We start from the raw sequence: 13,663 nt of genomic DNA on the forward strand, positions 1-13,663 counted from the left end.
ACCGCGCGTCGCCCCATGAGTGCTTACTTCGGCTGCAGGCTGCCACCAGCCAGTTTTTCGCACAGCCCTTTTGGCATGACCACGAAGGCATCACCCGCCGCATCAGCCTTGGCGGTACCGGCGCAAGAGCTGGTCTTGGTCGCGCAATCATTCTGGCCAGCCTTGACCACGCCGAAACACTTCTCTTTCTCGTCGGCGGCCATGGCGGGCGCGGCGATAAACTGGCTGCCCAGGGCCAGCAGACCGGTCATGGCAGAGGCAAGTGCGATCGATTTCTTCATGTTCATATTCCTTCTGAATAGAGGTCGTCGGGGTTGAATGAACCGCGGCGCGGATTCAGTGAATAGAACCGGCCCCCGCCCACTAATCTTTCAGGCAATGTCAGAAAAATGTCAAACAGGCAGGACAGCCTGCATTCAATACAACCTAACAATATGTTTTAAATGAAAAAATAAAATAAAAAAAAGGCAGCTGCTGCTGCCTTTTTTATTTTCGTGCCGAGGGGTTATCCCATCAGTAGAAGATGCGGTCGCCCCGTTCACTCATTTTCAACCAGACCGGCTTGGTACTGGTTTTGCTCCAGACTCGGTGCAGATAGCTGTAGAAACGCGCCCGATCGCGGCGAAACAGCATGATGGGAAACGCCAGCACGCCGACCAGGAGCACCAGGGTGCGACGCAGGATGATGCGAGTCAGGGAGAAGGGATGAAACATGATTGAACGCCTCACTGGTAAGACCACTCAGCAAAGTTTACGCCATGAATTGTTGAATTACTACACCATTCTTACCCATATGGCCGCCAAATCCTGCATTCAATGACAGAGATGAAACTTAATTACGTTTATTAACTAAACAATAACAATGTTTGCCCAAGCAGCCACCCTTGACCAGAGTTAGAGCAGATACGACAGGGGGATGACGGATGAAGATAGCGAACATGGTGCTCATCGGCCTGTGCGGCCTGCTCGCCCACAACGAATGGCAGGAGTGGCGCAGCAATGTCAATGACAGGATAGCCTTTGCTGACAAGGGGGTACCTACCGCCAGCCTGTGGCAGTGTGGTCTGCTCAAGCAACGCATGGCCGAGCTGGATGAAATCAGCACGCAAGGTTCGCCCATGCAACGGCAGGATATGATCGAATTGAGGAAATATCTGGATATGCAGTGGCTGTCACATCGGTGTGACATGGCATTGGAACAGGGCTAGAACGAGGGAAATGAAGGAGATAATGGAGGCACGTTCCGGAGTCGAACCGGACTAAACGGATTTGCAATCCGCTGCATAACCGCTTTGCTAACGCGCCACAGGGTCAAGACTTCAATACTGTAACTGACATCTCATCCTTGGTGTCGATGAGATAAATTGGAGCGGGAAACGAGACTCGAACTCGCGACCCCGACCTTGGCAAGGTCGTGCTCTACCAACTGAGCTATTCCCGCCTGAACTCATGCTGCCCGGTCTTGCCTGACAACGAGGCGCATTATACGTACCCCCGCAGGCAGCACAACCCTTTTTTGTGCCTCGAGCCCCGAGGCGCGACCGTTTGCTCAGGCTTTATTCGCTTTGGGTAAAAAAAGCGCGTCCCGCTGTGACCCCACTGACGAATTTAGGATAAAGCCATTGAAATACAATGCCTTTGGCCCGAAACTGGCAAAGTTACTAATTGGATTCTCAATAGAACTTGATACGATGAAATGGATCTTCAAGGCGCGCGGACTCAAAACACAACTGATGCTCGCGTTTTTCATGCTGGGCATGGTGCCCTTTCTGGTGGTCGCCCTCTTCTTCCTCCACACCCACGGCAAGGATCTCACCGCCCAGACTTCGAACCATCTGGTGTCGGTGCGTAACATCAAGAAAAACCAGCTGGAAGACTATTTCGCCAACCTCAAGGCTCAGGTGATGGGTTTCTCCCAGCAGGATTTTGCCGGTAACAGTATCGGTCGCTTCTATGGCTTCACCGGTGCCTTCGAGAAGTTGGGTACCACCCCCCAGGAGGCGCGCCTGCGGGCCCATAATCGCTACATCACCGGCTCCTGGGATCAACTGCGTAAACCCGATCCCCAAAACAGCGATATTGAACCCTCCATCAGTGCGCTGATCCTGGCGGACGAGATGTATGGCCGGGTCCATCAGCGTTTTCACCGTGGCTATGCCGACATGGTGCGCAAGTCAAACTACAGCGATATCTTCCTCATCGACATCAATGGTGATGTCGTCTATTCGGTCACCAAGCGTGCCAACTTCGCCACCAATTTACTCTCAGGCCCCTACCAGTCGAGCGGTCTTGGCGACACCTTCGCCCGTATCAAACGCCGGCTCGACAGCGGTGAATCACCACAGAAGATCTTCGAATTCACCGACTTCGGCCGCAATGAGTTGACCGGCGAAGTGGTCGCTTACCTGGCCGCCCCCGTGATGCAGTACGACTATGTGCGCGGTGTGGTCATCTTCGAACTGCGCCCGGACAAGCTCAACGAGATCATGGGGGAGCGTGAAGGGCTGGGGGAAACCGGCGAGACCATCCTCATAGGCCCGGACAAACGGATGCGGGCCAATGCCTGGCTGGCACCGGAGTTCAGCGTCGAGAAGAGCTTCTCCCCCGACTTTCGCCCCCTGGAGACCCCCCTTATCCTCAAGGCGCTCTCCGGTGAGCAGGGCGTCGGACTTTTCGAGTCCTATCAACGGGATGAGGTACTGGCCGCCTACACCCAGGTGAAGGTGTACGATACCGAGTGGGCCTTTATCGCCGAGATATCGACCCGGGAGGCCTATGATCCCATCCGCAAGCTGGAGACGCTCTCCGTGCTGCTCGGGGTTGGCTCCCTGGTGCTGCTCATTCTCTTCTCCCGCTGGCTGTCCAACTCCATCACGGCACCGCTGCGCTCCCTCACGGCTGCCGCCGAACAGGTGGCAGATGGCGCCCTGGATCACCCCATCGCCATCCCCCGCACCGAAGATGACATAGACCGCCTCGCCCAGGCGTTTCGTCATATGCAGCGCTCGGTGAGGGACAAGATAGATTTGATCGAACGCCAGACTCAGGAGCTGCAACAGCAGGTCAAGCTGACCCACAAGCAGAACCTCAGCCTGCAGCAGGCCGACAAACTCAAAGATGAACTGCTCGCCAACACCTCCCACGAGCTACGCACTCCCATCCATGGCATCAAGGGGATGGCGGAAGCCATGCTGGCCGGTCAACAGCAATTGACCGAGGGTCAACAGCAGCAGCTGGGTCTCATCATCAAGAGCGCCGATGGCCTGGCGCGGCTGGTGGACGATCTGCTCGATTACCACCAGATGCGCTATGGCCAGCTGGAGATCCACTCCCAGTCCGTCAACCCCAAGGGGGTGGTGCGCCTGGTGCTGGATCTCTGCCAGCATCTGGTACAGGCCAAACCGCTGACCCTGGTCGATATCACGCCACAGGCGCTGCCCGCCGTACTGGCGGACGAGCAACGGCTCGAACAGGTGCTCTACAATCTGGTCGGCAACGCCATCAAATACACCCCTCAGGGAAAAGTCGTGCTGAGCGCCAGCCAGGATGAGCACTTCCTCTGGATCAAGGTCACGGATACCGGCATCGGTATCGCCCAAGAGAATCTGGAACACATCTTTGAACCCCTGGTACAGATGAGCCATGAAGCGGGCAAGCAGGGAGCGGGGCTGGGCCTCTCCATCACCCGCCAGTTGATCGAGTTGATGGGAGGGCGACTCACGGTGCAGAGCGAGCCGAGCGTCGGCTCCACCTTCTGCTTCAGCCTGCCGCTCTCCCATCACGATGCCCTGCCCGGCCCGAGCGAGTTGCGTCCCAAAGAGCATCCACTGGTGCGCCATGTCCCTCTGAACCTGCCCGAATGGGAGAGTGAAGACCTGCCCCCCCCTCCGCCGGATGCGCCCTTGCTGCTGGTGGTGGATGACGAGCCCATCAACTTGCACATCTTGCGCCACCTGCTGCAACCTTGCGGCTATCGGATATTGCCGAGCAGCGATGGCCATGATGCCCTGGCCAAGCTCGCCACCGAGCCGGTGGATCTGGTGCTGCTCGATGTGATGATGCCCACCCTGTCCGGATTCGATGTCTGTCGCCGCCTGCGCGAGAAGAGCCCCAAGGATCAATTGCCGGTGCTGCTGCTCACCGCCCTCAATCAGCCCAAGGATATCGAAGAGGGCTTCAATGCGGGGGCCAACGACTATCTGGTCAAGCCGTTCTGCAAGGAGGAGCTGTTCGCCCGGGTACGCTCGCTGCTCGAGGCCAGACAAGGCCGTGCCACCCTGGTTGAAAACCGACTGCTCAAACAGGAGATAGAACACAGACTGAATCTGCAGGAGAGCCTGCGTCAGGATCAGCAACGCCTGCTCGCCCTCATCAGCGAGGGGGGGGATGCCATGGTGTTCATCGACCAGCAGGGCAGAGTGCTCTTTGCCAGCCGCGCCCTGGCCACCCGTCTCGGCCAGGAGCCCGAGGCCATGGAGGGGCAATCCCTCGATGAGTGGCTGAGCCAGCCCCTGCACAGCCAGTGGCCGGATATGACGAACCTTGGTGAACAGAGTCTGCAGTTCTGCGTGGCCGGTCAGAGTGAACTCACCCTGGTGCGCGCCCTGCCTATCCAGCTCAATGGTTGCCATGCCTATGCCCTCATCTGCAGCCAGAGCGCGCCGGATGAGCACAGAGTCGCGGCCCTGGAGAATGCCCTCAAGAGCCTGTCACGTCAGGCCATCATCGAAGATGAACACTTGCTTGGGGAGTTGAGCCGACTCGGTGGCGAGTTCCGCTCCCTGGCCGACAATCTGATCCGCCAGCAAGATGATGATCCCCTGCGCCACGCCCTGGTCGACACCATGCGCCTCTCCCTCGATGCCTGGCAACACAGCACCGGCAAGGGCAAGATAGTCTTGGCGGAGAAGAGCAAGCTGTGGCGAGTCTACATGGACAGATCCAGCCCCCAGACCCGCACCCTGGACAAGTATCTGAGTCTGGATACCCTGCCCAAGGCGCCACGCTGGAAGACGGTGGTCGCCACGGCCGAGTACGTGATCAAGCAGTGCCCCCTGAGCGAAGCCCAGCAGCAGAGCCTGCACCAGAGTGCCCAGCTGTTGCGCCAGCTCGCCAATCGCAAGGGCTGATCCTCAAAAGCCACTCTCAACCCAGAGTGCCCGCTGGCAGCGGGCACTCTGGCCCCTCTCCCTCTGCCCAAGACGTGCCATGGCAGGCGCTGGGCCCCATATCCCAGTCCAGGCTGAGACGAGGTTGCCCCTCAAGTCAGCCCCGTGCTCAGTGCACTGCCCGGGGCTGACTCGTCACCCCTCTGTATAGCACCTCTCTGTATCGACGCCTCCTCTAGGCTGCCAGGGCCCCCCGGACAGACGATGGCGCATCTCCTTGCCCCCTTTCCGCTCATCGGGCCCAAACCCTGTCAACCCCATGGGCCCGCTTAAAGGTCCCTCACCCCAGATGCAACCCGCAAACCGTGCAACCACAGATGAGCAGAGCTGAAGGAGCCACTCCTGGCCTGGCGGCGCTGCCCCAGACTCCGCCTGATGGCGTCTGACCCATGCGCAGCCCCCTGTCATCGTCCATGGTCCAGCACCGGGAACATCGCCCTCCATGAGCCTTGCCTGTCCGGGAACGAGCATCAGAAGCGGGCTGGCGATGGCGTTTTCTCCCCCCTCTCCCCCCCGTCATGGAGAGTGCCCCAGCAGCCGCACCAGGTTTTTTCCTCAAGAGAACAAAGAATGCAAAGGGCGGATAAAAACCGACCAGATCTTCGTCACATTATCGTCAAACCCAGGGCTTAAATAGCACTTTTTGCGCGAAAGCAAATAACTTAAACAATTGATGTTAATCATCTAATAAATGAAATTGACGTTTTCAACGTCGAGAAGGGGATTTTTACGATATCGACGTAAGGATTAAATGTTTCTTTCTTGTTAAACCTGCTTAGCTAAGGGGGGTCATACAGACCCAGACATGAGGTAGAGCGCCAGCCATGCGCCCCTCAACAAGATCAACAGGGACGTCCATATAACAAGGAAATAATATGCTTGCCAAAGTATCCCGGGTCGCCGCCGCCTGCATGCTGGGGAGCCTGATGCTCTCTGCCGGGGCCGCCAATGCCGCCGACAACAAGACTGTGCTGACCCTGGTCGCCCAACAGGAGACGGCGTGGGTCAAGAACTTCAACCCCTTCCTGCAGGCCGGTCTGCTGCACACCACCAAGGAGTTCATCTATGAGCCCCTGGTTATCTTCAACGAATTGCAGGGAGGCAGACCCGAGTACCGGCTCGCTACCCACTATGAATTTGGCAAAGACCTGAAATCGGTCACCTTCGACCTGCGTCAAGGGGTCAAATGGTCCGATGGCGAAGGCTTCGATGCCGATGACGTGCTCTTCTCCTTCAACCTGGTCAAGGCCCACAAGGCATTGGACGAACGGGCCATCTGGACCCAGATCACCGGGGTCGAGAAGCTGGGCCAATACAAGGTCAAGTTCGAGCTCGCTGGCGTCAATACCGGCGTGGTCAACCAGATAGCCCTGGTGCCGCTGGTGCCTGAGCATCAGTGGAAATCGGTCAAGGATCCGGTCTCCTTCACCAATGACCAGCCGGTCGGTACCGGCCCCTTCACCCAGGTCGACAACTTCTCCGCCCAGCTCTATACCCAGTGCCGCAACCCGCACTACTGGGATAATGCCAATCTCGCCATCGACTGCATTCGCATGCCCCAAATGGCTACCAACGATCAGGTGCTGGCCGCCGTCATGAAAGGGGATGTGGACTGGTTCGGCTCCTTCGTACCGGACATCGAGCGCCTCTACGTCGGCAACGATCCCAAGCACAACAAGTATTGGTTCCCCGCCTCCGGCACAGTGGCGTTCAACGTCAACTTCCAGACCAAGAACCCGGGCAATCACGAAGCCTTCAACGACATCAACTTCCGTCGCGCCTTCTCCATGGCCATGGACCGCCAGTCCATGGTGGACATCGCCGGTTACGGCTATCCCACCATCAACGAATACCCGTCCGGCCTTGGCAAACTGTTCGACAGCTGGAACAACCCGGATGTCGACAAGAAGTTTGGCAAGTACAACAAGTTCGACATGGCGGCCGCCCAGGCCCTGCTCAAGGAAGCCGGTTACAAGGACTGTGATGGCGACAAATTCCTCGATACCCCGAGCTGCAAGAAAATCGAGTTCAAGATCATAGTGCCGAACGGCTGGACCGACTGGGTCAACACCGTCCAGATCGGGGTGGAAGGGCTCAAGGCGCTGGGGATCGATGCCAAAACAGCCACCCCCGAAGCAGCCGTCTGGACCGACAACCTGGTCACTGGTGATTTCGATGTGGCCCTGCAAGGTTACCTGACCGGTGCCAACCCGCAGAACTACTTCGAGACCGCCTTCCATTCCCGGAACATGGGCGAACGTGGTAACCGCTTCGCGGCACCCCGCTACAAGGATCCCGCACTGGACAAGCTGATTGACGGCTTCAGCCAGACCGCGGATCTGGCCAAGCAAAAAGTGCTCATGAACGAGATCCAGGAGCGGGTCGGTGCCAACCAGACCATCATCCCTGTCTACAACAACCCGACCTGGTATGAGTACAACACCAAGCGCTTCCATGGCTGGTTCAACGCCGACAACCCGGTCGCCAAGCCCCAGGTACACAGCAACACCCCTGAGCGCCTGCTGCACGTGCTCGCCCTCAAACCTAACGTCTAAGGTTCATTTAAGTCTTGACAACACGGGCCCCGCGGGGCCCGTTTCCATTCATCCTTCTCCAGCACGCCAGCACCACCACGCATCAACGGGATCCCATCCCCCCGCCGCCCATCGCTTGCCATCCGCGCCCTCCCTCTCCAGGCCACCAACAAGGAGCCGCGCTTGATACCCCAAGCTCGGCAGAGCGCTTATCCGCCCCCCATCATCGATAGAGATGATCGGCAGGCAGAACTAAAAGCAAACTCCGCATCGCCCAATGACGCCCTCGCCAACCTCATGGGGCCAGATCCACCTGCCAGGGGCATGACAGCGCTCAGATAAGGAGACCGACTCGGCGCCACAGGTGACCAGCCAAGGTTGGGCTGTGGGTGCCAGTTGGGCGCATGGGGGCCATGCTTTTGCCACTTTCCAGTTCTCCCCATATCTGGCGTCCCCAGAAGCCAATGGACAGGGATGCCCTTGCCGCCTTCATGCTGACCGCCGGCCCCCAAGGAGATGCCTGCTCCGGCACCGATAACGGCCGCTGAGGCCTTGTCGGGCTCAGTGATGCAAAAGAAAGCCACCCCATCACAGTGATCGCCTCAAACCCTGGCCCAAGCCCGCCGAGTGCCTTCTTGATAGCTCTCTCTTTGCCAACCAAAGAGTCGAACGGTCCCCTTGGCTGGTGCACAACTGCGAGCCAGGATGGGTAAGGCAATATGGCGCTCACCAAGATCGCCGGCGGGTCGGAACCGGATCCCCAGACACAGTCTCCTCATTCGCTCCCCCCTCGCCCAAACGGCCCTGAAAACAGATGAGTGATAATCAATATCACCTGCAAGATAGGGCCTGCCTGGCACTTTCCAACCTTGTTTCAAATGTAAAAAAAAGCCCTGATGGCAACGGAAAAATCTGGGACGATCGAGGTCACACAATCGGCTGGCATGGCTTTTAAACGCGAACTTTATGTTTAGCGTAAATAAATGTAAGTATATAATTTTAAAAGGTTTGAAATGGAATTTAACGAGAATGACGAAAGAATTTTGGTTTTTACGAAATCGACGAAATCAGGCCTTGTTGTTCTTCTGTTAACTCTGCTTTGCTAGGGGCGTTGGATTAGATAAAGACAAGGGTGCAAAACCTGCCCAACACAGAGGGCCGATATGCATAGCATGCGATGTCGGTGCTCCATTCCAAAACATGGAAGACCAATAAGAAAGGAAAACATATGCTTGCCAAAGTATCCAAAATAGCTACCTCAGTCATGCTGGGAACCCTGATGATTGCTGGCGCCACCAGCAGTGCCATGGCCGCCGAGAACAAGACGGTGCTGACCATGGTCGCCCAACAGGAGACAGCCTGGGTCAAGAACTTCAACCCCTTCCTGCAGGCCGGTCTGCTGCACACCACCCGTCACTTCATCTATGAGCCGCTGGTGATCTTCAACGATATGCAGGGTGGCAAACCCGTCTATCGTCTGGCGACCCACTATGCCTTCAGCGATGACCTGAAGTCCGTCACCTTCGACCTGCGCGATGGCGTCAAGTGGTCCGACGGTGAAGCCTTCACCGCCGACGACATCATCTTCTCCTTCAATCTGGTCAAGGCCAACAAGGCGCTGGATGAGCGCTCTATCTGGACCCAGATCAAGGGCATCGAGAAGTTGGGTGACCACAAGATCAAGTTCGACCTGACCGAGGTCAACACCAACGTGGTCAACGACCTGGTGCTGATCCCCATAGTGCCTGAGCACCAGTGGAAGTCCGTCAAGGACCCGGTTGCCTTCACCAACGACAAGCCGGTCGGTACCGGTCCCTTCACCGAAGTGGACAACTTCTCCGCCCAGCTCTATACCCAATGCCGCAACCCGCACTACTGGGATAACGCCAACCTCGCCATCGACTGTATCCGCATGCCGCAGATGGCCACCAATGACCAGGTGCTGGCCGCCGTCATGAAGGGTGATGTTGACTGGTTCGGCTCCTTCGTACCGGACATCGAGCGCCTCTACGTCGGCAACGATCCCAAGAACAACAAATACTGGTTCCCGGCCTCCGGCACAGTGGCGTTCAACGTCAACTTCCAGAGCAAGAACCCGGGCAACCACGAAGCCTTCAACGACATCAACTTCCGTCGCGCCTTCTCCATGGCCATGGATCGCCAGTCCATGGTGGACATCGCCGGTTACGGTTACCCGACAGTCAACGACTATCCGTCAGGTTTGGGCAAGGCGTTCGCCTCCTGGGATAACCCGGACGTCGAGAAGAAATACGGCAAGTTCAGCAAGTTTGATGTCGAAGGTGCCAAGGCGCTGCTCAAACAGGCTGGCTACAAAGATTGTGACGGCGACAAGTTCCTCGACACCCCGAGCTGCAAGAAGATCGAGTTCAAGGTGCTGGTACCCAACGGCTGGACCGACTGGGTCAACACCGTCCAGATCGGCGTCGAAGGCCTGCAGGCACTGGGTCTGAACGCCAAGACCTCCACCCCGGAAGCCACCGTCTGGACAGACGCCCTGGTCACCGGTGACTTCGATGTCGCCCTGCAGGGTTACTTTGCCGGTGCCAACCCGCACAAGTACTTCGAGACCGCTTTCCACTCACGCAACATGGGTGAGCGTGGCAACCGCTTCGCGGCCAACCGCTACAAGGATCCGGCGCTGGACAAGTTGATCGATGACTTCACCCAGACCGCCGATGCTGCCAAGCAAAAAGAGATCATGTTCGCTATCCAGGAACGTGTCGGTGCCAACCAGACCATCATCCCGGTGTTCAACAACCCGACCTGGTATGAGTACAGCACCAAGCGCTTCCATGGCTGGTTCAGCGCCGACAACCCGGTCGCCAAACCGCAGCTCCACCCGGATACGCCTGAGCGTCTGCTGCACGTGCTGTCCCTCAAGCCGAACAGCTAAATCCTCCTGGCCCCCTGCGGGGGGCCTTCTTCCCCGCCGCCTGCCCACTTCCCGGATCTGCCGGGGTTGGGGTAGCTATGCCCGGTGCGGGGCAGACTTGCAGTAAAAGGTATCATCATGGGATTTATACTAAGACGTTTCTCCTTCTATCTGGTCGCCTTCCTGGTGGCCGCCACCATTAACTTCCTGCTACCCAGAGCCATGCCAGGGGATCCCGTCTCCGTCATGTTTGCCCGGGCCGGCGCCATGATGGAACCCGCAGCCCTCGAGGCACTCAAGGCCACCTTCGGCTTTGTAGATGGTCCGATTGGCACTCAATTTCTGACCTATGTGAAGAGCGTCTTCACCTGGGATCTGGGCACCTCGGTGCGCTACTACCCGCAGCAGGTTGCCGACGTACTGGGTCGCGCCATCGGCTGGACCCTGTTCCTGGTAGGCACCTCCACCATCATCAGCTTCTCCTTCGGCTCCATCGTCGGCATCTTCGCCGCCTGGTACCGGGGTGGCCGCATGGACAGCATCCTCTCGCCACTCACCCTGGTGATGCAGGCCATCCCCCCCGTGGTGGTCTCCCTGCTCGCCCTGTTCCTGTTCGGGGTCAGCCTGGAGTGGCTGCCCATCGGCTACGCCTACAGCCCCGAGATCACCGCCGATTATGGCTGGGAGCACATCAAGAGCATCATGCTGCACGCCATCATGCCGGTCGGCACCCTGGCCATCGTGCAGGTGGGGGGCTTCCTCATCACCATGCGCAACAACATGATCAACCTGCTGGGGGAAGACTACATCACCATGGCCAAGGCCAAGGGGCTCTCCAACAGACGGGTCATCTTCAACTACGGTGCCCGCAATGCCATCTTGCCAAGCGTCACCGCGCTCTCCATGGCGCTGGGGTTCGTCATCGGCGGCTCCCTCATCACCGAGGTCATCTTCAACTACCCGGGACTGGGCCTGACCCTCTACCAGGGCATCCTGGCGCGCGACTACCCGCTCATTCAGGGGCAGCTGCTCATCATGACCATCACCATGCTCAGTTTTAACTTCCTGGCCGACATGCTCTACGTCTTCCTGGATCCCCGTCTTCGTACCGGAGGTAAATAAGATGCGTATGCCTACCATCCTCAAGATTTTACTGGGCAACAAGAAGGCCGCCTTCGGCCTCGCCATCGTCGTCTCCTTCGTGTTGATGGCCCTGTTTGCTCCGCTGCTCGCCAGCAATGAGCCGACCAAGCGGGTTGCCCGTCCCCACCAGCCGCCCAGTGCCGAGTACGTGATGGGCAGCACCCGCATGGGGCACGATATCTGGTCCCAGTTCACCAATGGCGCCCGCATCTCGCTGATGGTGGGCTTCGGGGCAGGCCTCTTGGTCTGCGCCCTGGCCATCGGCATCGGCATCACCGCCGGTTACTTCGGCGGCCTCATCGACGAGTGCCTCACCTTCCTGATGAACGTCATGCTGGTGATCCCGGGGTTGCCGCTACTGCTGGTGCTGGCGAGCTTCATCGGGGAGGCATCCCCCCTGGTGATAGCCCTCATCATAGGGTTAACGTCCTGGGCCTATGGGGCGCGGGTCATTCGCGCCCAGACCCTGGCCCTGCGGGAGAAAGAGTTCGTCATCGCCGCCGAGGTGCTGGGTGAGCCGGCCTGGCGCATCATCCTGGTGGAGATCCTGCCCAACCTCATCTCCATCATCGGGGTGAGCTTCATCGGCTCCATCATCTACGCCATCGTCACCGAGGCGACCCTGGAGTTCCTGGGCCTGGGCGATCCGACCGTGGTCAGCTGGGGCATCATGCTCTACAACGCCCAGACCTCCAGTGCCATCCTGGTGGGCGCCTGGTGGGAAATTCTGGCCCCCTGCTTCGCCATCGCCACCTTGGGCGCCGGTCTGGCCCTGCTCAACTTCGCCATCGATGAGATAGCCAACCCGCAGCTGCGTTCCCACAAAGGTCTGCGTCGCTGGAAACAGCTCGCCACCCCCGTCACCCCCATCGCAGCCCAGGAGAAGACAGCATGAAATCGCAACAACCCCTGCTGTCGGTGCGCGAGCTGTGCGTCGACTACATCACCGAGAGCGGCGACGTGCGCGCCGTCAATTCGGTCAGCTTTGACATCATGCCGGGGGAGGTGTTCGGCCTCGCCGGTGAATCCGGCTGTGGCAAGTCCACGGTCGCCTTCTCGGTAGCCCGGCTGCACAAGCCGCCCGCCTACATCAGCGGCGGCGAGATCCTGTTCAAGGGGGAGAACATCCTCGGCTTCGACGACGAGCGGCTGCGCAGCTACCGCTGGCGTCAGGCGAGCGTGGTGTTCCAGTCCGCCATGAACGCGCTCAACCCGGTGTTGCGCATGGAGGAGCAGTTCTGCGACGTGCTGCAAGCCCACAACCCCAAGCTGACCCGCTATGAGGCGATCAAGCGCGCCCAGGAGCTGCTCGCCATCGTCGACATCCATCCGAGCCGGCTCAAGGATTATCCGCACCAGTTCTCGGGCGGCATGCGTCAGCGGCTGGTGATCGCCATCGCCATGGCCCTCAACCCCGAACTGCTGATCATGGATGAGCCCACCACGGCCCTGGATGTGGTGGTGCAGCGGGAGATCTTGCAGAAGGTCTATGCCCTCAAGGAGAAGTTCAACTTCTCCATCCTGTTCATCACTCACGATCTCTCGCTCATGGTCGAGTTCTGCGATCGCATCGGCATCATGTACGCCGGGGAGTTGATCGAAGTCGCCCCCTCCAAGGCGATCCTGACCGCGCCCCTGCACCCCTATACCAAGGGACTCGGCAACTCCTTCCCGCCCCTGCACGGCCCGAAAACCGTGCTGGAAGGGATACCCGGCACCCCGCTCAACCTGCTGGAGGTGCCGGTGGGCTGCCGCTTCCAGGCGCGCTGCGCCAAGGTGCACGAGCGTTGCCGTCAGGAGTACACGGCCCTGGCCGAAATTCGCCCCGGCCAACAAACCGCCTGCCATCTCTACGCCGACGGCCTGGCCGATGACGAGCTGGCATCCGAACCTTTGATCTTCGCTCAGGCCGCTGGCTGTTAAGG

General features: G+C 58.8%; 9 protein-coding genes and 2 tRNA genes. 7 read left to right on the top strand and 4 right to left on the bottom strand.

The features are described 5' to 3' along the window. Window positions 1-23: 23 nt before the first annotated feature. Window positions 24-287: a DUF2282 domain-containing protein gene (locus M2366_RS03350; RefSeq protein WP_157013955.1), complete on the bottom strand. Its 264-nt coding sequence runs from the start codon at window positions 285-287 to the stop codon at window positions 24-26. 226 nt (window positions 288-513) lie between these two features. Next, window positions 514-714 (bottom strand): YbfA family protein, encoded by a 201-nt coding sequence (locus M2366_RS03355; protein ID WP_042041503.1) that lies wholly within the window; start codon window positions 712-714, stop codon window positions 514-516. A 209-nt stretch (window positions 715-923) separates the two neighbouring features. Here M2366_RS03355 and M2366_RS03360 point away from each other — a divergent pair, with 209 nt between their 5' ends. Continuing rightward, window positions 924-1,208 (top strand): hypothetical protein, encoded by a 285-nt coding sequence (locus tag M2366_RS03360; protein ID WP_259268954.1) that lies wholly within the window; start codon window positions 924-926, stop codon window positions 1,206-1,208. A 23-nt stretch (window positions 1,209-1,231) separates the two neighbouring features. Here M2366_RS03360 and M2366_RS03365 read toward each other — a convergent pair. Both M2366_RS03365 and M2366_RS03370 read right to left on the bottom strand, forming a co-directional pair. Further along, window positions 1,232-1,305 (bottom strand) — tRNA-Cys (locus M2366_RS03365). A gap of 60 nt (window positions 1,306-1,365) precedes the next feature. Then, window positions 1,366-1,441: transfer RNA gene (locus M2366_RS03370), tRNA-Gly, on the bottom strand. Window positions 1,442-1,691: 250 nt separating this feature from the next. On the opposite strand from M2366_RS03370, the gene M2366_RS03375 reads away from it, so the two are divergent. From M2366_RS03375 to M2366_RS03400, 6 genes are all read left to right on the top strand, one after another. Beyond that, the gene (locus M2366_RS03375; protein WP_259268955.1) at window positions 1,692-5,129 is read left to right on the top strand and encodes an ATP-binding protein; all 3,438 of its coding nucleotides are present in this window, start codon (window positions 1,692-1,694) and stop codon (window positions 5,127-5,129) included. Window positions 5,130-6,043: 914 nt separating this feature from the next. Then, entirely contained in the window at window positions 6,044-7,723 is a 1,680-nt protein-coding gene (locus M2366_RS03380; RefSeq protein WP_259268956.1) for an ABC transporter substrate-binding protein, read from the top strand. A gap of 1,207 nt (window positions 7,724-8,930) precedes the next feature. Further along, a complete protein-coding gene (locus M2366_RS03385) occupies window positions 8,931-10,616 on the top strand; it encodes an ABC transporter substrate-binding protein (protein WP_042041499.1) in 1,686 nt (561 codons plus the stop codon). A gap of 117 nt (window positions 10,617-10,733) precedes the next feature. After that, on the top strand, window positions 10,734-11,717 hold the full coding sequence (locus M2366_RS03390; protein ID WP_042041498.1) for an ABC transporter permease: 984 nt from the start codon (window positions 10,734-10,736) through the stop codon (window positions 11,715-11,717). 1 nt (window position 11,718) lies between these two features. Beyond that, on the top strand, window positions 11,719-12,633 hold the full coding sequence (locus tag M2366_RS03395) for an ABC transporter permease (protein ID WP_259236412.1): 915 nt from the start codon (window positions 11,719-11,721) through the stop codon (window positions 12,631-12,633). Continuing rightward, window positions 12,630-13,661, top strand: a complete 1,032-nt coding sequence (locus tag M2366_RS03400; RefSeq protein ID WP_042041495.1) for an ABC transporter ATP-binding protein — start codon at window positions 12,630-12,632, stop codon at window positions 13,659-13,661. The genes M2366_RS03395 and M2366_RS03400 overlap by 4 nt, the downstream gene beginning before the upstream one ends. Window positions 13,662-13,663: the final 2 nt, after the last annotated feature.

It is taken from the genome of Aeromonas sp. BIGb0405, from assembly GCF_024807335.1.
Classification (GTDB): Bacteria; Pseudomonadota; Gammaproteobacteria; order Enterobacterales; family Aeromonadaceae; genus Aeromonas; species Aeromonas rivuli.